The organism is Gilvimarinus sp. 1_MG-2023, from assembly GCF_030548285.1.
This window is the reverse complement of the sequence record NZ_JAUOSC010000001.1, coordinates 52,096-74,823: the sequence shown is the minus strand read 5'-3', so window position 1 is coordinate 74,823 and position 22,728 is coordinate 52,096. Positions and strand designations below refer to the sequence as shown.

Below are 22,728 nucleotides of genomic sequence, written 5' to 3'. Positions count from 1 at the left end.
AAAGGGGCTAGAGTTAAATTTTGCCGACAAGATCCAGCGATGGTGCCAGTGTCTGTTCACCTTCTTTCCATTTAGCCGGGCAAACCTCACCTGGGTTGTTAGCAACATATTGAGCCGCTTTGATTTTACGTATCAGCTCATTGGCATCGCGCCCTACACCACCGGCGGTGATTTCAACAATTTGCACCCGGCCTTCGGGGTCGATCACAAAGGTGCCGCGATCGGCAATGCCTTCTTCTTCGATCATCACGCCAAAGCTGCGGGTAATCGCCCCTGTTGGATCGCCAATCATCGGGAACTGAATCTTGCCAATAGTCTCTGATGAGTCGTGCCAGGCTTTGTGAGTGAAGTGGGTATCCGTCGATACGGAGTACACCTCAACGCCCAGGCGCTTAAACTCTTCGTAGTTATCCGCTAAATCGCCCAACTCTGTCGGGCAAACGAAGGTAAAGTCCGCAGGATAAAAGAAAACAACCGCCCACTTACCTTTAAAATCGGCTTCGGAAACATCCACAAACTCACCCTTCAGATAAGCTTTGGCTTGAAAGGCTTGCAGTTCACTATTGATATATCGAGACATGGTTTACTCCTGAGTTAGTGTTTAAAAAGCGATATCTAATCAACGGAATAAATACTATCAACCATAAAGAAACAATTTAAATTAACTATCATTATTCTACTGATAGCTATTTCCTATCGGGCGGGCTGGGTCGATATTTTTATGGCGGGTGATTGTAGGAGGAGATACAACAATATGAGTTAGTCGGCAGGCTGACTATCGGTACAGGTTTCTTGACACTGGTGTTCACTCAGGGCAAGGGAAAGCGTTCCAGCTAAGGCTAACAGGGAAGGCAGAGAGTGGGAGCTGTCTCTATCTGGGAAAAACCCTATATTGGCAGTCAAATACGGGTATAGTATTCTGGCACGCAGACCAAAAAGTAGGATCGGCCGTTGAAACTGATTTTGGGATCTCTATTCGCGCCATTTCTGGCCTTGTCTATTGGCTCACAGCCTGTACACGCCCTCCAGCTACAGGCATCACTCGCCAACGAAGACTACCCCCCGTTTTATTACTACGACGATATTAACCGGCAGTTTACGGGCGTCTCTATTGAGATATGCCGAGAAGTAGTGGCCTCGCTCGGTCACACCCTCAGCTTTAAGCGCTCACCTTTTATACGCCTGCTGCACGAACTCAGAGAAGGTAAATCTGATATCGCCTGCACCTTATTTAACACTAGCGAACGCTCGCCGGGCATAGTATTCACCCAAGTACCCCATATTTTTGAAACTATCTCCGTTTTTTCTCGCCTGGAGACAGCAGTAACCACGCCTCGGCCACTTAACAGTGACTACCTTAAGCAACACAAAGTGGGAGGCGTGCGGGGTTATTTTTATGGTGAGGCACTGCAAGACCAAAATGATTTTACCAAGCGACAGGTAAACACCGAGTCGCAGCTGGTTAAGATATTATTGGCAGGGAGAATAGATTATGCTCTGGGCAACCGGGCCAGTATTACCCATCATGCGCGCACGTTAGGGGTTGAGAGTCAAATCCGTTTTTTCGACCAGGCCGTTTATAGCGGACCTATTTATATAGGGGTTTCACAAACCAGAGCCGACGCCCAGCAATTAGTCGCCGACTTGACCCAAGCGGTGGCAGAATTTCGGAAAACCGATCAATACCAGACAATACTGCAACGCTATAACATTGAAGTGACAGATTTTTATTGAGCCTCTGGCACCACGCGAACCCAATGACCATTGCGTTTTTGCACTTGGCAGCGTACCCATTGGCGAAACTCCCCAACTCGGCAAAGTGTGGTTTGCTCTGACTCGACACCAACCACATTGCGATAAATTAATTTGGCATCATTACGACTTAGGTCGTCATCGCAATCAAAAATTTGTCTAACACACCACTGTGCACCCACCTCGCCATTGCTGTAGTAAGCCCCTTTGTGTAGCTCAAGCTTATGGCTATCGTGCTGGCGTGCATGCTCCCAGGCACGAGCAAATATATCCGACAGTTCATCCGGCGCCACATCCACAAAAGTGTTTAAATCGTGCATTGCCGCGGCAAAGTCTTCATGGGTCAACGTTGGCAGAGACTTATTAACCACATGCCCGCTGCTAGCCAAGGTTCTTGGGTATCGCCGCCATGCAAACACACTGTTAAACAACACCGCAGCGACCAAGATAACGGCGACATTAATGCCTATCGGAATCAACAAATAACCATAACCCAACTGATGAATAGCGGGCCCACCGATAACCGCAGCTAAAGCGGTAGCCCCACCGGGTGGGTGTATGCAACGCAAATAACACATGAGCAATACGGCAAGGCCAACCGCAAGAGCAGGCGCAAAAGGCTGCCCAGGTAAGCATTGCTGAACCGACACCCCGACCAAAGCTGAGATTAGATGCCCGCCGACGAGCGCCCACGGCTGCGATAGTGGCCCGTGGGGCACAGCAAATAGCAGTACCGCTGAAGCCCCCATAGACGCCAAGATCCAAGCCGTAGCGTCCGGTACAAACCATTGTGTTAAGCCGTAAACCAAGCCAATCCCTACAGCAGCACCTAAACCGGATATCAGTTTTTCCGGATGGTTTGTTACATTTTCCTCTATCCCCAGTAAACCTTTGAGAAATAACACGCGACTCTACCTTTACAGTGCACCAAGGTGGGGCATCATAAAGAAGGACACTTCGGTTAACAAGTTGAATTTATCGACCGAAATGTGATCATAGGCGTTGATGCGTGTGCCCAAACCATGCACTCTATGTTTACTTACACTCACTCGTTGTCATCGGAGTTATATTTTTATGTCCCTGACGTTCCGCTCGGGAATCTTTAAATCGAGCTTTTTCCTCGCTCTGTTAATCACCTCAAATACCGCCATTAGCGAGACTTACGCTCTTCAATATCATGCGACCATAAGCGATGATACCGAGCACGCTCAGATGAGCATAACCATTCCTCAAGCCCAGCTGATTAAGAGTATTAATTTTAACCTCGACCCCGACTTTCATAGTGATATAGAGGGCAACGGTCAACTAGAGGTCAACGATGGGCGCGCGATTTGGCACCCACCGGAAGAAAACGCCAAACTAGAGTATAAAGTGGCGCTTAATCACGAGCGCGATCCAGGGGAGTTCGACTCTATCCGGCAAAAAGACTTCACCATATTTAGGGGCGACGATCTAGTCCCACCGGCCAAAGTACGCACTAAAGCCGGAGTTGAAAGCCAAGCCACCTTAACTTTTACCCTGCCCGAGCACTGGAACAGCGTGAACAGCGGCTGGCTCAAACAAGAAGATGGCAGCTTTGCCATTGACGCCCCCGACCGACGCTTTGACCGCCCCACCGGTTGGTTTATAGCCGGTAAACTCGGCACCCGGCGCGAGCGCTTAAGCGATACACACATTGCCGTCAGTGCGCCGCAAAATCTGGGCGTAAAACGGATGGACTTAGTCAGCTTTATTCTTATGAACTGGCCTCAATTTCGTCAGCTGTTGGACGAGCTGCCACCCAAGATATTAATCGTTACCGCGCCAGACCCCATGTGGCGTGGTGGCTTGTCAGGCCCCAACTCGCTGTTCTTCCATGCCGACCGGCCTATGGTGAGCGAAAATGGCACCAGCACCCTGCTCCATGAGCTATTTCATACCTTGACCGGCATTACCGATAAAGGCAACGACGACTGGTTAGTCGAGGGCCTGGCCGAGTACTATGCCATTGAAATTCTCTACCGCAGTGGGGGTTTAAGCGACGATAGGCTCGAGCGTATTTACCAATGGCTTGCCGATTGGAGTGAAGACATCACCCAGCTGCGCGGTAGCGCCTCAAGCGGGGAAACAACCGCGCGTGCGGTATTATTAATTAAAGCGCTGGCCGAGGAAATTGACCAAAAGACTGATGGGGAAAAATCGCTAGACGACATCACCCGTATACTGGTCCAAGAAAAGCGGGTTGACCTCACCATGCTTAAAGAGAGTGTAGAAAATTTAATCGGAACACCGGCTGACGTATTAGATTCAAAATTATTGAAATAACCCTCGACTAGGGCTAAGTTAAGCCGGCCACACACCAAACGGAGCAGAACAATGAAGTACAACAATATTCTAGAGACCATTGGCAACACCCCGTGCATTAAAATTAACCACCTATTTCGACCCGACATCGAAGTATGGATGAAAGCCGAACGTTTTAACCCCGGCGCCAGCATCAAAGACCGTATTGCTCTGGCCATGATTGATGACGCCGAAGCCCAAGATTTGCTGCAGAAAGACACCGTTATCATCGAGCCGACCAGCGGCAATACCGGCATTGGTTTGGCCATGGTAGCGGCCGCGCGCGGTTACCGACTTATACTGACCATGCCAGAGTCAATGTCTGTCGAACGGCGAAAAATCATGAAAGCCCTCGGTGCCGAGCTGGTATTAACCCCGAAAGAGCAAGGCATGGGCGGAGCCATCAACAAAGCCACCGAGTTACGCGACGATTACCCCAACAGCTGGATGCCGCAACAATTCACCAACAAAGCCAATGTAGAAGCGCACCGCAAAACCACCGCCCAGGAGATTTTAGCCGACTTTCCGGAAGGTTTAGATTACTTAATTACCGGCGTGGGTACCGGCGGCCATATCACCGGCTGCAGCGAAGCGTTAAAAGCCGAATTTCCCGATATGAAAACCTATGCGGTAGAGCCAGAAAAATCCCAAGTAATCGCGGGCAAAGAAAAAGGTCTGCATCGCCTGCAGGGTATAGGCGCCGGCTTTGTGCCGGAGATTCTCAATACCGACACTCTGGACGGCACCATTGCCGTTAGCGAAGAAGCAAGTTTTGAAATGACCCGCCAGTGCGCCAGCAAAGAGGCGATATTTGTCGGCATTTCATCTGGCGCTAGTCTCGCGGCGGTTAAAGAGCGCGAAGCGGAATTCGCACCAGGCAGTCGTATTTTGGTGTTCAGCTACGACACCGGCGAGCGCTACCTATCCATTGACGATTTGTTTGCCAGCGAATAACACCAACTCGGCAAACGAAAACTCTGTTAAGAATCGTCAGAGCCGACCCCCAAAGGTCGGCTTTTTCGTAGAATAGGTATAATCCAACAATAAGCCCAACCCGCATACGGGCACCGTTAGCCACACAACACACTATAAGAGACAGCCAATGATTACCCACGAAGTCAATCCGCGCTATGTCGCCAGCGCACAACGCTACCAAACCATGCCCTATCAGCGCTGTGGTAAAAGCGGCTTGCGCCTGCCACGCCTATCTCTCGGACTGTGGCAAAATTTTGGGGCGGTAGACTCCCTGGCCAATGCCCGCGCTATGGTTCAAGGCGCGTTTAACCTCGGCATTACGCATTTCGATTTAGCCAACAACTATGGCCCCAACTACGGCTCGGCAGAATCCACCTTTGGCCAGCTTATGGCCGAAGGTCTAGACCACTACCGCGATGAAATGATCATTTCCAGTAAAGCCGGATACGACATGTGGCCCGGCCCTTACGGTATGGGCGGCTCACGCAAATACTTAGTAGCCAGTTGCGACCAAAGCCTCAAGCGTTGCGGTGTGGAGTACTTTGATATTTTTTACTCCCACTGCTTTGATCCAGAAACCCCACTGGAAGAAACCATGCAAGCGTTGGACTACATTGTTCGCTCAGGCCGTGCACTGTACGCCGGCATTTCCAGCTATAGCGCAGAACAAACTCGGCAAGCCGCCGCTATTTTGCAAGACCTAGGCACCCCGCTGCTAATACACCAGCCCCGCTACAACCTCATGGATCGCTGGATTGAAGACGGCCTGACCGACGTGCTGGACAACGAAGGTGTAGGCGCCATTGTTTTCTCGCCACTGAATCAAGGCATCCTCACCAACAAATACCTAGGCGGCATTCCCAATAATTCACGCGCTGGCCGGGGCGATCAAATTTACCTAAAAGAAAGTGACCTAAGCGAAGAAGTCATAGGTAAAGTAAACGCCCTAAACGACATAGCCCAAAGCCGCGACCAGAGCCTCGCCCAAATGGCCATTGCCTGGACGCTCAATAACCCAACCGTCACCAGTGCCATCATCGGCGCCAGCCGTGTCGAACAAATCAACGATTCGGTTGCGGCTTTAAATAATATGAACTTTAGTGCAGACGAGCTGGCAGCGATTGACGCTATTGTTAAGCCTTAACCATACCAAAGCTCAGGGCTATTCAATCCTCTCTTTAATCAACAATTAAAGGTAAAGGATTATTTAGACCGCAGAGCTGGATATTAATAGAAGTGGGGGATGCTTAACACCCGAATATGGGCTGCGAATCGCAAGTGTAGCGGACGCAGCCGCATAACTTTGCAGCGACATAATATTATCATTATATGATTTTTAATGAGGTATATTTAAAAATTACTTTTCAAGCAGCAAAGTAAATGAACGAATAGCCCCCACCATAGAGACATTGGGAACGATTGATTGAACCTTCCAACCATCTTTATTCAATGACTGGATTTTTTGATTCAACTTCAACATATCCGGCTGACTTGTCCAAAATGACATTTTTCTAAATACGATAACCTTTTGCATATTGCACTCCCTCGATACACACATATAACAGCAAATTCATTTGCCAAAATCACACTCCCCGCGACAATCTATCTCCGACAGAGATCGGCTTTAAAGCTGGCAAGGTGTTTTTCGGTCACTAAGAACAACTACACACACTGGCAGCTCCTTGCCCGATGCGAAGCGCTTAACCTAGATTATTACGACGTCACAATAAACACGACCGCCCACTAAAACCCGCGCCGATGGCCCGCTTTTGTCCCCTGAGGCCAGCCGATTACCGAGCGTTTTTTGCCATGAACGACCTTGTTTCCAAAAGTAGAACCTGTGCTCTTGTGTAACATCTTTTAATTCCCGCAATAACCGCCTTGTGCTAAGGTATCGCGCATAATCAATTGGTGACGGGAAGCACTCGTATGAAAAAAATCATCCTCTTTCTCGTAGCTACAGCGCTGCTGTTATCTACCCTTCCTGGCCACGCTGCCTACGACCCCGCCGCTACGCCTAAGCCGCTGGCCGAATGGGCCGATTGGATACGGGCCGAGCGCCCCGATGCGGCCTGTGTTTTGGCCTCGAACAGCGCACACCATTGTGTCTGGCCCAAGTCACTGCAATTAAACGTCAATGATAGCGGCGGTAAATTTACTCTTGAGGTTGATCTGTACCGTCGCACTCAGGTTATTTTACCGGGGGATGACAATCATTGGCCTCTGGCTGTCACCGACCAAACCGGAACCAGCCTTAATCTATTTCGCTACAACAATGCCCCCGCGGTTGTGCTCGATGCGGGCAACCACACCATAAACGGGCGGTTTGAATGGGGGGCTCTACCCAAGCTGTTAAGCATACCCCGCCAAACTGGGCTGCTGAGCCTTACCCGCCATCAACAAGTCGTACCTCGAATAGAGGTAGACCGCGATACGCTCAGGCTACAGGGACAGGTTCAAGAGATAGCCGACAGTGAAGCTGACGATGTAAATGTACGCGTTTACCGCTTACTGCAAGACGGCATACCCATGGCACTCACCACACGCATTCACCTTGACGTCAGTGGCACCTCAAGAGAAATACAGCTCGAACAAGTACTCCCCCAACATTTTAAAGCGCAGTCGGTGCAAAGCAATTTGGCCGCGCGAATTAATGCCGACAATACGCTTACCGCTCTGGTTAAACCCGGCCGCTGGCACATCGATATTCAAGCCTACAGCCTGCAGAACTTACCGCCGCTATCGGCCAATATAAATGAAGCGCTTTGGCCCGAACAGGAAATCTGGAGCTTTGCCGCAGACACTCAGTATCGCAATGCCAACATCAGTGGCGCACCCACGGTGGACCCAGCCCAAGCGCAAGTCCCCGCCCAATGGGTCAATCATCCCGCCTACCTGTTAAACCATGAACACCCGGCAACGCTCGAGGAAATATCCCGTATCAGCGGCGAGCGCAAGAACAAGTTAACGCTTAATAAAAAACTTTGGCTCGATTTTAATGGTGCAGGTTTTACCATTGAAGATACGTTAACCGGTGAGCTGGGCCCCAACGCCCGCCTTAATGTGGTGGAGGCCTATCAACTAGGCAGTGCCTCAACCCCCAATCAGCCCTTAGTGGTATCGCAACTAAACGATCAGCTCGGGGTAGAGGTACGTCAGCAATCGGTCAACCTATCAGCCGTAGGCCGTATGCCAAGACAGAGCAGTATTCCCGTTAGCGGTTGGGATGAAAGTTTTGAGTCCGTCTCCAGCCAACTATTTTTACCACCGGGCTGGTCTATTTTAGCCACTTCGGGCGCCGACAATGTAAGCGGCGTATGGATAGATCGCTTTAACCTGTGGGATATCTTTTTAATTTTAATCATTGCGGTTGCGGTTAAACGCGTGGGTGGATGGCGCGCCGCTGCGTTGGCGCTGTTTGTGGTTTTGTTAACGTATCAACGCCAGGGAGCACCGCTGATTATTTGGCTTAACTTTGCCATTTGCATTGCTTTGGCTCAGCACGTTAAAGACAAATGGCACCAGCGCTTGAGTTATTACACACTGGCAAGCTTTGCACTCTTTGCGGTTATTATGCTGCCCTTTGCCATTAATCAAGCCCGAATGGTGGCTTATCCACAACTCGAACACTCGCAAATCAATACCCTGCAAGCACCACACGCAGAAAAGGCTCAATCGGCCGATAAAGTGAGCGTTGTAGCTCGAACGCTAGAAGAGAAAGTCGTTGATCAAAGCAGCAACATACTGAGCAGCATTCGATACGCCGAGGCCCCCGCGCCACAAAAAGAAATACTCAGCACCGAGTACGATGCACAACAACAAGTGCAGGCTGGACCACCGCGAATGAAATGGCAGTGGAATTCCGCCCGCTTAAACTGGACCGGTCCGGTGACCCATACCCAAACACTGACCTTACTGATGGTACCGCCTATACTGGATAAACTCGGTCACCTACTGGCTCTGCTTTCGCCGTTGTTGTTAGCGTGGTTGTTGTGGCTTAAAAGCCCCAGGCCTAGCCTCCCCCAACTGCCCCGCTCTAGTGTAGCTGCAGTACTGGCTTTGATTGTTGGCAGCGGCTGGACACCCGCCCCAGAGGCGAGTGTGGTGATTGATAATGAGCTGCTTGATGACTTGCGTGAACGTTTGTTTGCAACGCCCGACTGCCATCCAAGTTGCGCTGTCATTAATTCAACGCTGGTACAGGCGCACGATCAACAGGTTACCGTTCAACTGGAAGTCAGCGCACAAGCCTTAACGACTCTCAGTCTACCCGAGCTAGGTTATAACTGGCCGCAGCAGGTGACACTGAATAACAAAGCCGCCACCCTACAGCGTGCCGACCTTGGGTTTATGCTCGCAGTTCCCAAAGGGCACCACCAAGTGGTGCTTTCCGGTCAGGTGCCATCACGCCAAACCTTGGATTTAAATTTTTCCACGGTGGTACATAATGTCACTACCGAGCTGGACGGTTGGAGCGTCAACCTCAGCCAAAAACCTGGTCGCCATCTGCAACTGAACCCAGTGCAAACACAAACCAATGATCAGGTAGAGCTGCAACCCAACGACATTGCTCCGTTTATTCGGGTAGAACGTCACATTCAGCTTGAACACGATTGGATGGTACACACTCGCGTCTACCGTATGGCGCCTAGCCAGGGAGGCATTAACGCTTCAGTTCCTCTGCTACCAGGCGAACAACCCCTGAGCGATAGTGAGCTGATTGATGGCGCTATGCCGGTACAACTAGCCCCCACCCAGCGCAGCGTTGAGTGGCGCTCTCGCTTGGAGCCAAACACAAGCTTAGAACTTACCGCCGCGGATGCTAACAGTCAACGCTATGAAGTGTGGCAATTAAGTGCAGCGCCTAAGTGGCACGTTAAGACCACCTCCGAAGCAACTAAGCTTTTACAGGGTGATCAAGTAAAATGGTTGCCCCGCCCCGGCGACAACTTAACGTTAGAGGTATCGCGCCCCACCCCAGTTGAAGGGACCACACTGGCATTGAGTGAATTAACTCTGGGGCAAACACTGGGCAAAGGGCTGCAAACCAACACATTGAATGTGAGTGTGCAAACCTATCAAGCGGGTAAATTTGAATTTCAATTACCCAGCGGTGCCGAGCTGACCCGACTTCATGTTAACGGGCGTGAACAACCCAGCGCGCAGCAAAGTGGCAAGCTTGCGATACCGGTAAGCGCCGACACCCAAAACGTTGAGCTGCAATGGCAAAGCCCCAGTGAATTATCGCTACTGACCAAACCAAAACCGGTTCGGCTCGATTACCCCTTTGCCAACGCCGAGATTTCAATAACCTTGCCCAGTGATCGGTGGGTGCTGTGGGTTTCCGGGCCACAAATTGGGCCGGCTGTTTTATTGTGGAGCATAGTGGCGGTGGTGTTGTTACTGGCTATCGCTTTGGCCAAAACCAAATTGACGCCACTGCGTACGTGGGAATGGATACTGCTAAGCCTGGGCATCGTCACCATGAACGCCTTGCTACTGTTAATCATTGCCGCCTGCTTTATTGCTTTAACGGTGCGCGGACGCACAGCCTGCGCAAGCTTGGGTAATAACTTTAATGTTATGCAGGTGTTTTTAATTATTTTTAGTGTTGTTTCGTTATTGTTGTTACTGGTCACTATTCCCTACGGGCTTTTGGCGCAACCGCAAATGTTGGTTCAGGGCAATGGCTCAAGTAACCATCTACTGCACTGGTTTATTGATCAGGGTGCGGGCAGCACACCCCAGGTTACCATTATCAGCTTGCCACTGTGGGCTTATCGTTTGGTTATGCTACTGTGGTCTTTATGGCTCGCCTTTGCCCTAACCGGCTGGTTACGTTGGGGTTGGCAACAGCTTAGTAATGGCGGCATTTGGCACTCACAAAGCCCACCCGCCAAGGCGCCAGTAGCGCCAAGTGCTTCACAGGACAAAACAAGCCTGGAGTTAGATTTACCGGAAGACAAATAAAAAAATGGCCCCATAATATTGGGGCCATTTTTTGACAGACTGAAAAATATATATTTGTCTGTGTTGCGTTAATACACGACTACAATAATGACTTAAAAGGTCGCGTTTAGCATAACCCACAGCTTTTGCGTGTTCGAACCAAAATCATCGGCTTGATAATCGGCGTACTTAACCAGCAGTGTTACGGGTCCGATTTTTTTCGCTGCAGAGATGTCGAACTCCTGACCATAATCGGTACTGCCATACTCCGCGCTTAAATCGTGGTAGGTAGCTGCTAACTTCACCCCACCCAGGGCGCCGGACACACCCACATAAAGATCTTCAACCCCCGCCGCTGGTGTGCCTAAGAATCGATCCGTCCAACCCTGAAATTTGTGCAAGGTTGCCAATGGTGTACTGAATGCAACCACGCCATCGTCTGAGCCGAGGACTTCGTAGCCGCTTTTTATGCTAACGCCACTGAATTTTACTGAAGCTTCTGCCAAAAGATAATTGGCATCATAAGAAACAGGATTATCGCCAGCATCTGACTGGATGGCGTATTCCAGTGTGTAGCCTACAGACTCACCCGCCTTACCTGCCCATCGCACCCCAATACTGTCGTTTGACAAGGCCGCAGCGGTTTCGTTATCCAACAAATAGGCATAAAGCGACAGCTTGCCAGCATCCCAGCCGGCGTAATTAAAATTGATTAAATGTGCTTCGTGTTTGTGATCCCCAATGGGGTTATCTTCACCAAAAATGCGATTAACATTATGGACATAGGCATAGAAAAAGGTGCCGTCTTCAAGTGCTTTATTACTGAGCGAGAAGGCATCGTAAGTCTGCTCGTTTTGACGCCAGCCTACGCCGCCAATAAACCGCTGATTATCCAACAGTATTCGCTGACGGCCATATTTAATCGTGGTTTTAGCGGGAGCCTGATAAGACAGAAAGGCTTGGTTAACTTCTGTACCTGCGGGGTCGGCAATAATCGCCGTACCTGGGTTTAGGGCATCATTGCCAGCGGTGCGATAATCGGCATCCAGCAGCTCTTGGACATCGTCCATCTCCAGCGTTAAGCCAAAGCCTTGGTAGCTTTGCGAGGTGAAGCTTAATCGGGTACGTAGTGTTAGTGCATCCGAGTCGGTCAGTCCATCCCAATTAACATCCTCATAACGCAGACGAAAATTTAACTTCACATCTCCCTGTGTCAGTGCTTCTTTAATACTGGCAGCCTCTTGTGCTTGTGCTGCAAACGCGCTCATTAATCCTGCGGCCCCCAAGGCCAAAACCAATTGCTTTTTCATTGCCTATCTCCTAGCTCGTTGTTTAGGTTTTGTTTTCTTCCCGCCGCGCTATTTTGGTTCTAAGTTTGTGAAACTTATCTGTGAGCTTTTACTGTGCGCTGGATTTCTGTTTTTTTGTGTCGCCCACATCGGCGCAAGGGGTAGAGCAAGGCATATGCCAGCCGGCTTTAACATTGCACAAAAAACTTTATTATTATTATTTTTCAACAACTTAGAACTGTAGAAAAAAACCTAGAACTTAAAAAACAGACAGTGGCTTGGGTTTACATTTAGTCCTGCCCATGCACTGTTTTGCCCACACATTTAGATATTTGCCCCAGACGAAGGCGCAACGCTCGCACCAGAGACGAGCATTTGTGGCAGTGCATAAAATTAGAGGCGCACTCAGAGTGTGCAAGTGGGATTTTTGACCGATATCATGAGGCAAAAAAAAGGCGCTCTGCGATAGAGCGCCTTTCTTATAGAGCAAATTGAGATAAACTAGTCGTCAGTGGTTGGTTAGTCTATAGTGACTACTCGTCCACGCATGGCAACACCGGCCATGATTTTACCGGCATGACACTCGTACTGAGTTTCGCTGCTCATTTCGTTTTTCTTGTAGTAGCTAACGATATCAACCACAGCATTACCACCTTCACGCACAGCCCGCTCTTGCAGTGCAATCAACGCCGATAGCATAGCCCAAGAACACGCTTCCTCATCAGACTTAAAAACGGCCTTGGTTTTTTTGTTACTGGTGAAGCTGCCCAATTTTTTACTGGGTGCGGGGTAAGCTTGCTCGCCAAAATACAACTTAATATCGCTATCGAGCTTGTCTGTGTATTCAGTCAAGACATCCTGAATCGGCAGCATTAGGCCTTCATCGCGCGCCTGGGCATTTACCGCACCGAAAGTCAGTGCCGCCGCTGCGATTAAAGACAGTGTTTTATTCAATCGAATAGCCATTATTGAACTCCTTTCTATTGTCGTTAGTCTTCGAAAACTTAAATATACCAAAACTTTATGACGCTACGAATTGTTTGTTTACCTTAGTGCCCACGGGGCCAAGAGACACCCCCTACTTGGTAACCGGCTCGCGCAGAGTCACAAACTCTTCCGCTACTGTTGGGTGGATACCTATGGTGCGGTCAAAATCAGCCTTGGTGGCCCCAGCCGTCATGGCCACTGCTAGGCCTTGAATGATTTCACCAGCCTCAGCCCCCACCATATGGCAGCCTATGACTTTATCACTCGCTCGCTCGACCAATAATTTTACCATAACTTTCTCAGAACTCTGTGACAGGGTCAGAGGTAATGGTGTAAAGCTTGCTCGATAAACATCGTACTCTACGCTGTTTTGTTGGGCCTGATTCTCGGTTAAACCCACAGTGGCAATGTTGGGTTGGGTAAAGACAGCAGTGGGCACCAGTGGGTAATCGACAGCTCCCGGGCCTTGGCCGGTTTTCCCGTATAATCGGTGTGCTAAATCCATACCCTCTGCCAGAGCCACAGGCGTCAGAGCCAGCCGGTCTATAGCATCACCAATGGCGTAGAGATTGGGCTCTGCGGTTTGATAGTCATCACCGACGGTAAGGGCACCACTTTTACTTGTGGTGGCCTGGGTGTTTTCTAACCCTAGGTTATCCAGTAATGGCTTGCGACCTGTGGCGTAGATCACCGCACCGGCTTGCATCTCGCTGTCATTATTTAACGCCAAATTCAGCTGCCCGGTCGAGGTTTTCTCTATGGCATCGATATCCGTTTGCAAATGTACCTGCACGCCCTTATGGCGCATTTGTTCGAGCATTAACTGACGAATGTCATCGTCAAAACCGCGCAGTATTAAATCGCCGCGATAGATAAGGTGTGTATCTACCCCCAAGCCATTAAGAAAGCCGGCAAATTCACAGGCGATATAGCCGCCGCCGACGACTACAACTCGCTCTGGTAGCTCTGGCAGAGTAAAAATCTCATTTGAGGTAATTGCGTGTTCGCGACCGGGAAGATCGGGGATAAACGGCCAGCCACCAACGGCCAAAATAATACGCTTAGCCCGATAAACGGTATCTTCTATCTGTACCTGGCCATCACCCAAAAGCCGGGCGTGACCGCGCAGTAAGGTGACGCCGGCATTGTCCAGGATTCGACCGTAAACACCGTTTAACCGTTGGATTTCCTGCTGTGTGTTATCGCGCAAGATTGGCCAGTTAAAGTGAATATCATTCGCTTGCCACCCGTAAGCCTTACCGCGCTCAAACTGCTCGTTAAATTGGCTGGCGTATACGAATAACTTTTTGGGAATACAACCGACATTAACACAGGTGCCCCCTAGTGCTCGCTCTTCAATCACGGCCACTTTTGCGCCCAAACTCGCGGCCACCCGGCTGGCGCGAACACCGCCGGAACCTGCGCCGATTACTAATAAATCATAGGTTTCTGTCGCTATTGTAGTGCCCATTTGATCTGTCCAACAAAGAGGTGAATTCACTCATTAGAGTGCTTAAGAGTACGGCTGTTACACTTCGAGATCAATATTAGGCGCATTTTCACGACGTCGATCCTGACCGGCGCGCGAATCGAGAACAGATGTTCTTTGTTTTTTGCGCCGATCACCCCGTCGCCGCTCTAGCTTGGGGGGGCTAGAATCGGGCAAGCGCTTATCAATTAGCAAGTCTTTATCGGGCTCATAGCCGGTGGCAGGCTTGGGCATGGTTAGCGGGGATAATCTTGTAATGGGTCCTAAGTAAACCATAAATACACTTATCAGTTGAGTATGATGGCTATCGGCCAAATATCAAAAACTGTATGTATTTTATCCAAAAACGCGTTTTAATTCACAATTTTAGCGGCTTGTGCCAAACCAATCTAACTGCTCGCGTAAAGAGACCACTTCGCCAACGATAATCAGTGTTGGCCCATTGGCACCCAAATCTTCCACTTTGGCATTGATGGTGTCTAAAGTAGCGACGATCACACGTTGTTCATCTGTGGTGCCTTTTTCAATCAGCGCTACTGGGGTAGAGGCCGATCGGCCATTGTGCATAAGCTGCTGGGCAATTTCTTTCAGACCCAACAAGCCCATATAAAACACCAGAGTTTGCCCCGGTTGTGCCAGCTCGGGCCAGCTTAAATTTGGGTTATTGTTTTTTAGATGGCCGGTAATAAAACGCACGGATTGTGCGTGATCGCGGTGGGTTAACGGTATACCCGCATAAGCGGCACAGCCAGAGGCCGCGGTAATACCCGGCACAACTTGAAAGGGAATGTGGTTGGCGGCCAAAAGCTCTATTTCTTCACCGCCGCGGCCAAAAATAAATGGATCGCCGCCTTTTAGACGCAGCACTCGCTTACCCTGCTGAGCCAAGTCTACCAATAGCTGATTGATATCGGGCTGAGGCACGGCGTGTTCACTGCGTTTTTTACCCACGTAGATGCGATCGGCATCGCGCCGCACTAACTCCATCACCTCATCGGAGACCAAGCGATCGTAAAGAACCACTTCGGCCTGCTGCATTAAACGCAAGGCTTTTAAGGTGAGCAGCTCGGGATCCCCTGGCCCGCCGCCGACTAAATACACCTCGCCGCCGACCGTGTCATTTTGCTGCGCCAATTGCTCGCGCAGCATACGATCGGCTTGCTCGTCTTTACCGGCGTAGACTTGTTCAGCGATTGGGCCGCTAAGCACTTGTTCCCAAAAGCGCCGGCGCTGATCGCCATCGCTAAATTTATCTTTTACCGCCTGACGGAAACGACTGGCAAGACCGGCTAAACGTCCGTAACTGGTGGGCAGCCACTGCTCTAGCTGGGCGCGTACCCGGCGCGCCAATACCGGTGCCTCACCCCCGCTGGAGATGGCAATCATCAGTGGCGAACGATCGACAATAGCGGGGGTAATCACGGTGCATAGCTCAGGGCTATCTACAACGTTAACAGGTAATTGACGGGCTTGAGCGTGCTCGGAAATGTTGCGGTTAACTTCGGCATTATCGGTGGCGGCCAGCACTAACACCACGGCGTTGAGATCATCGGGGGTAAACTCCCCCACTCGGATACTGCCGCCGCCGTCACGCACTATAGCTTCGAGCTCAGGGGCAACCTCGCGGCTGACCACCTGTAACCGCGCGCCCGCTTTGTTCAGCAAACGAGCCTTGCGGATGGCAATATCCCCCCCTCCCACCAGTAGCACGGGGCGACCGCGCAGATGCATAAAGAAAGGGAAATACTCCACCACTTAACTCCTTACGCTAACTTGCACTTAGGCTTGAATACGAGTGGCACCGGCCATATAAGGCTGTAGCACTTCGGGTACCAGTATGCTGCCATCGGCCTGCTGATAATTTTCCATGACCGCCAACAAGGTGCGGCCAATGGCTAAACCAGAGCCGTTTAAAGTGTGCAGCAAGGCAGGTTTTCCGGTTTCCGGATCGCGGTAGCGTGCTTTTAAGCGGCGTGCCTGAAAGTCACGGAAACTCGAGCAAGATGAAATCTCGCGGTATTTGTCTTGCGAGGGAACCCAGACTTCAATGTCGTACGTTTTAGCAGCCGAGAAACCGATATCGCCACCACATAAAATGACGGTGCGATATGGCAGGCCCAACTTTTGCAAAATAGCTTCAGCGTGGCCGGTAAGCGTTTCCAGTGCGGCATCGGAATCTTCGGGGCGAACAAATTGTACCAACTCGACTTTTTCAAACTGATGCTGACGAATCATGCCGCGGGTGTCGCGCCCGTGGCTGCCCGCCTCTGAGCGAAAGCATGGTGTGTGCGCGACAAACTTTAACGGCAGCTCGGCGCCCTTATCCAGCAAGGTATCGCGCAGCAGATTGGTAACCGGCACCTCGGCGGTAGGAATTAGATAAAAACCGCGCTCGTCATTGAGCTTAAATAGATCTTCTTCGAACTTGGGCAGTTGGCCTGTGCCGTACAATGACTCGGCGTTAACGATGTAGGGTACGTTCACTTCTTCGTAGCCGTGCTCATTTTCATGAGTGTCGAGCATTAGCTGTATTAACGCGCGATGCAATTTAGCAATACCACCGCGCATCACAGCAAAGCGAGCGCCGGTAATTTTGCTGGCAGTGTCGAAGTCAAGACCATCGATACTGGCGCCGAGATCAACGTGGTCTTTCACCTCGAAGTCGAACTGGCGCGGCGTGCCCCAGCGACGCACCTCGACATTGTCGTCTTCACTGGCGCCCTCTGGCACTTCGGTAGCGGGAATATTCGGCACGGTGGATAAATACTCATCCAACTTATTCTGCACCTCGTGCAGCTCAGTCTCAGCACTGGCTAGATCTTGCTTGAGCTGATCCACTTCTTTAAGCAGTGGTGCGATATCTTCACCGGCAGCTTTGGCTTTGCCGATATTTTTCGAACGGCTGTTGCGCTCGGATTGTAAGTTCTCGGTTTTAACCTGAATTTCTTTGCGCTCTTGTTCCAGCGAACGCAATAAATTGACATTGAGCTCGAAGCCGCGTTTGGCAAGCCCCTGAGCCACTTCATCAAGGTTGGCGCGAATCAGTTTTGGATCTAGCATAAGATTGACTGTTGTTAACGGTTGGAAGGTAATTTTTAGGGCGGTTAAGATAACATAAAGTTGGCCAAATACCACGAACCGGTTACCACCAGCAGACATCCGAGCACATTGGCCAGAACATAGAGCACGGCCACCATGTGCAAACCGTTCTGCCACAACAATAAAGCGTCGAGCGAAAACGTAGAAAAAGTGGTCAGTGCGCCTAAAAAGCCGCCGATGGCCAAGTGCCGCCAATAAGGGGGTAAAAGGCCTTTTTCCACAATGGCCACATAGCAAACAGCGACCAGCGCGCAACCGAGCAGGTTGACTGTTAAGGTGCCCAGCGGAAATTTATTACCAGTCACGGGAAATAACTGCGCGGTAATATAAAACCGCAACATAGCGCCCAGCGCCCCGCCACAACCAATAAACAACCACTGCATGGTTAATCCTCGTGTAAGTAGCGCCTTATTGGGCTGCTGTCATCCAACTGACGCAAATACTCCAGCTTATCGCTGATTTTACCTTCCAACCCGCGATCGGTGGGCTGATAGTAGCGGCGCGAGGCTATTTCCTCTGGCAGATAAACCTCGCCGGCGGCATAGGCACCCGGCTCGGTATGGGCGTAGCGGTATTCTTGACCGTAAGCCATATCTTTCATCAGTGCCGTCGGGGCATTGCGCAAATGCATGGGAACATCGTAAGCCGGGTCACTGCGTACATCGGCCATGACTTGATTAAACGCATTATACACCGCGTTGCTTTTCGGCGCGCAGGCGAGGTAACTAATCGCCTGGGCGATGGCCAGTTCACCTTCCGGGCTGCCGAGCCGCTCCTGGGTATCCCAAGCCGCCAGTGCCAGCGATAGACCGCGCGGGTCGGCATTGCCAATGTCTTCACTGGCCATACGCACTACCCGTCTTGCGATATACAGCGGGTCACAGCCACCATCAAGCATACGTGCCATCCAGTACAGAGCGCCGTCCGGTGAGGAGCCGCGCACGGCTTTGTGCATAGCGGAGATTTGCTCGTAAAAAAGATCGCCGCCTTTGTCGAAGCGGCGTACATCCCCCCCCACCACTTCGGCCAACACTTGGCCATCAACAATATTGCGGCCGTTCTCATCCCGAGCCAAATCCGCCGCCACCTGCAGCAGGTTGAGTGCCCGGCGGGCATCGCCATCGGCGGCGGCCGCTAAACGCTCGCGGGTTTCGGTGTCCACCTCTATATCGGCCGCAAAGCCGCGCTCATCGGCAATTGCCTGTTCAATTACTCGCAGCAGTGACTCTTGGGGCAAAGAGCGCAACACATAGACCCGGCAACGGGACAAGAGCGCGTTGTTGAGCTCAAAGGAGGGATTCTCGGTGGTGGCGCCGATAAAAATAAAGGTGCCGTCTTCCACATAGGGTAAAAAAGCATCTTGCTGCGATTTGTTAAACCGGTGCACCTCATCGACAAACAAAATGGTTTGACGGCCGCGCATTTGCCGCTCTTGCTGGGCCAATTCAACCGCGCGCCGAATATCTTTTACCCCGGCCAATACCGCGGAGATGGTTTCAAAGCGCGCATCGGCTCGCTCGGCAAACAGCTTGGCCAAGGAGGTTTTCCCCACACCCGGTGGTCCCCACAAAATCATCGAATGCAGCTGGCCTTTGTCCACCGCTTCGCGCAGGGGTTTGCCCCTACCGAGTATATGCTCCTGGCCAATGTATTCATCGAGCGTGCGCGGTCGCATTCGCGCCGCTAAGGGTTGTGCTGGCCCCTCTTGGGCAAACAAATCGTTCATATTAATCGACTAACACATCGACATCTTGCGGCACGACAAATTGAAACTGTGACGCGTCAACCGGTTGATTCAGTTGCGTATCCGCAAGCGTAATCACGGTGCTTTGACCCAAGGCATCATTGAGTCGGATAAGACCCACGCTATTATCGTCAAAACCGATGACCAGGGTATCGAACAGAGCCTGCGGCTCTTTCGGTGTCAGGGTGAATTCATTTTGGCCCTGACGCTCAACTTGATAGGTTTTTGACAAAGTGGCGGCATTCGCGCTGAGTAAGTGAGCCGGTGATTTGTCCATGGCTTCGCTCACCTCGCGCACAGTGACTTGAAATAAATCTGGATCGTAGAGCCAGATGGTTTCGCCATCACTGATTAACTCTTGCTCAAACGGCTCGGTAGTCAGCCAGTAAAAACGACCGGGCTTTTGCAATACAAACTGACCCCGACTGGACTCAATCGTCTCACCGGTTTCATCCAACAGCACCTGCTCAAACTGACCACTCATGCTGGTAATTTGGGCTAATTTACCCACCAAAACCTCGACATCTGTCGCGGCCCGCACCTGAACATTAACAGCCAACAAAAACGCGGCTACAAAGGTGACACACAATCGAATATTTGACATAACTTCCTCAATTTTCAAGCGGTTGCCCAGTTAAGTCTGGGCGGCCACAAGCACAACTAATGCCCGTTAACCTTTGGGGGCTAATACTTCACGATTGCCGTTGTGCCCGGCCCCCGATACCACTCCGGCGGCCTCCATGGTTTCAATCAGGCGTGCCGCACGGTTATAACCAATGCGCAATTTGCGCTGGACGCCCGAGATAGAGGCTTTGCGCGAGTCAATCACAAAAGCGACGGCTTCATCGTAGAGGGCATCGCCTTCATCGTTACTGCCCTCTTCACCGCCAGGTAAGCCCGGCACCGGAATACTGTTGGTGCTGTCGTCCACGACTTCCTCGAGATAATTCGGCTGGCCGCGTTTTTTCCAATCCGATACCACATTATGCACCTCGTGGTCGTCCACAAAGGCGCCGTGCACCCGCTCGGGCACACTGGTGCCGGGCGGTAAATAGAGCATGTCACCGTGGCCCAAGAGTTGCTCTGCCCCGCCCTGATCCAGAATCGTTCGCGAGTCAATCTTACTGGACACCTGAAAGGCCATACGGGTAGGCACGTTGGCTTTAATCAAACCGGTAATCACATCCACCGACGGCCTTTGGGTGGCCAAAATTAAGTGAATTCCTGCCGCCCGTGCTTTTTGGGCAATACGGGCGATTAATTGTTCCACTTTTTTGCCGACTATCATCATCATGTCGGCGAATTCGTCGATCACCACCACAATAGCCGGCAGTGTTTCTAAGTTAGGGGGCGTGGCTTCGGCGCTGCCCGCTTCAAAATTCTCATCGGGCTTAAACAAAGGATCAGCGATTGGCGTACCGGCTTTTTCTGCCTCACTGACTTTGCGGTTAAAGCCCGCCAGGTTGCGTACGCCCATAGCCGCCATCAACTTATAGCGCCGCTCCATTTCGCCCACACACCAACGCAGACCGTTAGAGGCGTCGTTCATATCGGTGATCACTGGGGTCAGCAAGTGAGGAATTCCCTCGTAAACCGACAGCTCCAACATTTTCGGATCCACCAAAATAAGGCGCACATCCTTGGGGGAAGATTTGTACAGCAGCGAGAGCAACATAACGTTAACCCCTACCGACTTACCCGAACCGGTGGTACCGGCCACCAACAGGTGAGGCATTTTGGCCAAATCGGCAATGACCGGCTCGCCGGCTATATTGTGGCCAAGCGCCATGGTCAGGCGCGACTTGGAGCGATCGTAAGGCTCGGAGGCGATCACCTCACTGAGTCTTACCATTTCGCGGTGTTCGTTGGGGATCTCAATACCCATTACCGATTTACCGGGAATCACCTCCACCACACGCACACTAATAACCGCCAGCGAGCGGGCTAAATCTTTGGCGAGATTGGTAATGCGGCTGGCCTTCACACCAGGAGCGGGCTTAATTTCAAAGCGAGTCACCACAGGCCCTGGTTGCACCGATGTGACTTCAATTTCAATACCGAAATCTTTGAGCTTAAGCTCCAATAACTTCGACATAGCCTCTAGCGACTCTTTTGAGAAAGCTTTGTCGCTGTGCTTGTCGGCCGGATCGAGCAGCTCAATGGCGGGCATTTCCCCCACGGGTGCATCGGTTTTTTCAAACAGTGAAGCCTGTTTGGCCGGTGGTGGACGTTTGACCGGTGCCGGTTTGCGTGCAGGCTCGGTAATCTTGGGGGGGACGCGCTTAGCCTCTTCTTTTTTACGAGTCACAATGGCCGCTTTGCGTTCGCGCTGTTGCTTATTGGCCTCGTATTGCTCCGCACGGTGCTGACGCCAATGAGTCCACTTTTCAGCCAACTTGCGACTGCCGGTAAGCACCCAAAGACCGATGCGATCCATCAGCCCCAACCAAGATAAGTCGGTAAAAATAGTGACCCCAAAAAAGAACACCGCAAACAGCAATAAGGTGCCACCGGTGTGACTGAATGCTCCTGCCACCGCTTCGGCCACGGACAAGCCTAAATAACCGCCATCGGAGAAGGGCAAAGCGCCACCATTTCCGCCCACATGCAGTACCGCCAGCCCAGTGCCGGCCACCATCACCAACACTAAGCCAACCGTGCGCAGGCCGATTAAAACCGGGTCAAACTGCGGAGGATGGGAGCGATCGCGAAAAACCAACCAAGCGCGGTAACCCAGCATTAACGGAAACAAAAAGGCCAGATACCCGAACAGGGTAAAGCAAACATCGGCAAACCAAGCCCCAGCTGGGCCACCGGCATTTTGCACATGAAGATTTTCCCCGGTGCGCGACCACCCTGGGTCGCCGGTATCGTAGGTCACCAGGGTAATCAGCATTAAGACACAAGCGCACACCAAGCCGATTAATGCGCCTTCGCGAAGAATGCGCCCGGTTAGGTTGTTGGTCTCTGGGCTGTTGTTCTTTGCCTGCTTGGCACTGGCTTTACTCAAACGTTTCCTACTCCAATTATCGTTGTTCTGTATTCTAATTATTTCATTCTGCCCTGGGGCTTAATACTCTAAACTAGCCCATTGTAAATCATTGCCAGCGGGCTGTGACGCC

Annotated in this window: 18 protein-coding genes; 5 read left to right on the top strand and 13 right to left on the bottom strand. The window is 51.2% G+C overall.

Features of this window, described 5'->3' with window-relative positions; all coding sequences use genetic code 11:
* Positions 1-13: 13 nt before the first annotated feature.
* Complete coding sequence (gene ahpC / locus Q4563_RS00315) at positions 14-580, bottom strand: alkyl hydroperoxide reductase subunit C (protein WP_303603229.1); 567 nt, start codon at positions 578-580, stop codon at positions 14-16.
* A 371-nt stretch (positions 581-951) separates the two neighbouring features.
* Here ahpC and Q4563_RS00310 point away from each other — a divergent pair, with 371 nt between their 5' ends.
* A complete protein-coding gene (locus tag Q4563_RS00310; protein ID WP_303603228.1) occupies positions 952-1,734 on the top strand; it encodes a substrate-binding periplasmic protein in 783 nt (260 codons plus the stop codon).
* On the opposite strand, the gene Q4563_RS00305 is transcribed toward Q4563_RS00310, so the two are convergent.
* The gene (locus tag Q4563_RS00305) at positions 1,728-2,657 is read right to left on the bottom strand and encodes an HPP family protein (protein WP_303603227.1); all 930 of its coding nucleotides are present in this window, start codon (positions 2,655-2,657) and stop codon (positions 1,728-1,730) included. The genes Q4563_RS00310 and Q4563_RS00305 overlap by 7 nt on opposite strands.
* Positions 2,658-2,826: 169 nt before the next feature.
* Here Q4563_RS00305 and Q4563_RS00300 point away from each other — a divergent pair, with 169 nt between their 5' ends.
* The 3 genes from Q4563_RS00300 to Q4563_RS00290 all read left to right on the top strand — a co-directional run bounded on the left by Q4563_RS00300 (position 2,827) and on the right by Q4563_RS00290 (position 6,193).
* The gene (locus Q4563_RS00300; protein WP_303603226.1) at positions 2,827-4,056 is read left to right on the top strand and encodes a hypothetical protein; all 1,230 of its coding nucleotides are present in this window, start codon (positions 2,827-2,829) and stop codon (positions 4,054-4,056) included.
* Between the two features lie 51 nt (positions 4,057-4,107).
* On the top strand, positions 4,108-5,028 hold the full coding sequence (gene cysK / locus Q4563_RS00295) for a cysteine synthase A (protein ID WP_303603225.1): 921 nt from the start codon (positions 4,108-4,110) through the stop codon (positions 5,026-5,028).
* A 148-nt stretch (positions 5,029-5,176) separates the two neighbouring features.
* Positions 5,177-6,193 (top strand): aldo/keto reductase, encoded by a 1,017-nt coding sequence (locus Q4563_RS00290; protein ID WP_303603224.1) that lies wholly within the window; start codon positions 5,177-5,179, stop codon positions 6,191-6,193.
* A gap of 213 nt (positions 6,194-6,406) precedes the next feature.
* On the opposite strand, the gene Q4563_RS00285 is transcribed toward Q4563_RS00290, so the two are convergent.
* The gene (locus tag Q4563_RS00285) at positions 6,407-6,583 is read right to left on the bottom strand and encodes a hypothetical protein (protein WP_303603223.1); all 177 of its coding nucleotides are present in this window, start codon (positions 6,581-6,583) and stop codon (positions 6,407-6,409) included.
* Between the two features lie 395 nt (positions 6,584-6,978).
* Between Q4563_RS00285 and Q4563_RS00280 the strand changes: the two genes are divergently transcribed.
* Entirely contained in the window at positions 6,979-11,019 is a 4,041-nt protein-coding gene (locus Q4563_RS00280; RefSeq protein WP_303603222.1) for a hypothetical protein, read from the top strand.
* A gap of 92 nt (positions 11,020-11,111) precedes the next feature.
* Here the strand turns inward: Q4563_RS00280 and Q4563_RS00275 are convergent, their stop codons facing one another.
* The 10 genes from Q4563_RS00275 to Q4563_RS00230 all read right to left on the bottom strand — a co-directional run bounded on the left by Q4563_RS00275 (position 11,112) and on the right by Q4563_RS00230 (position 22,616).
* Positions 11,112-12,308: an alginate export family protein gene (locus tag Q4563_RS00275; RefSeq protein WP_303603221.1), complete on the bottom strand. Its 1,197-nt coding sequence runs from the start codon at positions 12,306-12,308 to the stop codon at positions 11,112-11,114.
* Positions 12,309-12,806: 498 nt separating this feature from the next.
* Positions 12,807-13,253 (bottom strand): excinuclease ATPase subunit, encoded by a 447-nt coding sequence (locus Q4563_RS00270; protein WP_215976776.1) that lies wholly within the window; start codon positions 13,251-13,253, stop codon positions 12,807-12,809.
* Positions 13,254-13,365: 112 nt separating this feature from the next.
* Complete coding sequence (gene gorA, locus Q4563_RS00265) at positions 13,366-14,745, bottom strand: glutathione-disulfide reductase (protein ID WP_303603220.1); 1,380 nt, start codon at positions 14,743-14,745, stop codon at positions 13,366-13,368.
* 57 nt (positions 14,746-14,802) lie between these two features.
* Complete coding sequence (locus Q4563_RS00260) at positions 14,803-15,039, bottom strand: hypothetical protein (protein ID WP_303603219.1); 237 nt, start codon at positions 15,037-15,039, stop codon at positions 14,803-14,805.
* Between the two features lie 90 nt (positions 15,040-15,129).
* Entirely contained in the window at positions 15,130-16,515 is a 1,386-nt protein-coding gene (gene cysG, locus Q4563_RS00255; RefSeq protein WP_303603218.1) for a siroheme synthase CysG, read from the bottom strand.
* 27 nt (positions 16,516-16,542) lie between these two features.
* Positions 16,543-17,823, bottom strand: coding sequence for a serine--tRNA ligase (gene serS, locus Q4563_RS00250; RefSeq protein WP_303603217.1), 1,281 nt, complete (start codon positions 17,821-17,823; stop codon positions 16,543-16,545).
* A gap of 44 nt (positions 17,824-17,867) precedes the next feature.
* Positions 17,868-18,245: a fluoride efflux transporter CrcB gene (gene crcB / locus Q4563_RS00245; protein WP_215976771.1), complete on the bottom strand. Its 378-nt coding sequence runs from the start codon at positions 18,243-18,245 to the stop codon at positions 17,868-17,870.
* Positions 18,246-18,247: 2 nt separating this feature from the next.
* Positions 18,248-19,588, bottom strand: coding sequence for a replication-associated recombination protein A (locus Q4563_RS00240; protein WP_215976770.1), 1,341 nt, complete (start codon positions 19,586-19,588; stop codon positions 18,248-18,250).
* A 1-nt stretch (position 19,589) separates the two neighbouring features.
* Positions 19,590-20,210, bottom strand: coding sequence for an outer membrane lipoprotein chaperone LolA (gene lolA, locus Q4563_RS00235; RefSeq protein ID WP_303603216.1), 621 nt, complete (start codon positions 20,208-20,210; stop codon positions 19,590-19,592).
* A gap of 66 nt (positions 20,211-20,276) precedes the next feature.
* Positions 20,277-22,616 (bottom strand): DNA translocase FtsK, encoded by a 2,340-nt coding sequence (locus Q4563_RS00230; protein WP_215976768.1) that lies wholly within the window; start codon positions 22,614-22,616, stop codon positions 20,277-20,279.
* Between the last annotated feature and the right edge of the window lie 112 nt (positions 22,617-22,728).

Excerpts from the sequence above, each read along its gene's own strand:
- Q4563_RS00270 (WP_215976776.1), bottom strand. The coding sequence starts at position 13,253 with ATGGCTATTCGATTGAATAAAACACTGTCTTTAATCGCAGCGGCGGCA.
- Q4563_RS00290 (WP_303603224.1), top strand. The coding sequence starts at position 5,177 with ATGATTACCCACGAAGTCAATCCGCGCTATGTCGCCAGCGCACAACGC.
- gorA (WP_303603220.1), bottom strand. The coding sequence starts at position 14,745 with ATGGGCACTACAATAGCGACAGAAACCTATGATTTATTAGTAATCGGC.
- Q4563_RS00240 (WP_215976770.1), bottom strand. The coding sequence starts at position 19,588 with ATGAACGATTTGTTTGCCCAAGAGGGGCCAGCACAACCCTTAGCGGCG.
- lolA (WP_303603216.1), bottom strand. The coding sequence starts at position 20,210 with ATGTCAAATATTCGATTGTGTGTCACCTTTGTAGCCGCGTTTTTGTTG.
- Q4563_RS00285 (WP_303603223.1), bottom strand. The coding sequence starts at position 6,583 with ATGCAAAAGGTTATCGTATTTAGAAAAATGTCATTTTGGACAAGTCAG.
- Q4563_RS00300 (WP_303603226.1), top strand. The coding sequence starts at position 2,827 with ATGTCCCTGACGTTCCGCTCGGGAATCTTTAAATCGAGCTTTTTCCTC.
- cysK (WP_303603225.1), top strand. The coding sequence starts at position 4,108 with ATGAAGTACAACAATATTCTAGAGACCATTGGCAACACCCCGTGCATT.
- ahpC (WP_303603229.1), bottom strand. The coding sequence starts at position 580 with ATGTCTCGATATATCAATAGTGAACTGCAAGCCTTTCAAGCCAAAGCT.
- Q4563_RS00280 (WP_303603222.1), top strand. The coding sequence starts at position 6,979 with ATGAAAAAAATCATCCTCTTTCTCGTAGCTACAGCGCTGCTGTTATCT.
- Q4563_RS00260 (WP_303603219.1), bottom strand. The coding sequence starts at position 15,039 with ATGGTTTACTTAGGACCCATTACAAGATTATCCCCGCTAACCATGCCC.
- serS (WP_303603217.1), bottom strand. The coding sequence starts at position 17,823 with ATGCTAGATCCAAAACTGATTCGCGCCAACCTTGATGAAGTGGCTCAG.
- crcB (WP_215976771.1), bottom strand. The coding sequence starts at position 18,245 with ATGCAGTGGTTGTTTATTGGTTGTGGCGGGGCGCTGGGCGCTATGTTG.
- Q4563_RS00275 (WP_303603221.1), bottom strand. The coding sequence starts at position 12,308 with ATGAAAAAGCAATTGGTTTTGGCCTTGGGGGCCGCAGGATTAATGAGC.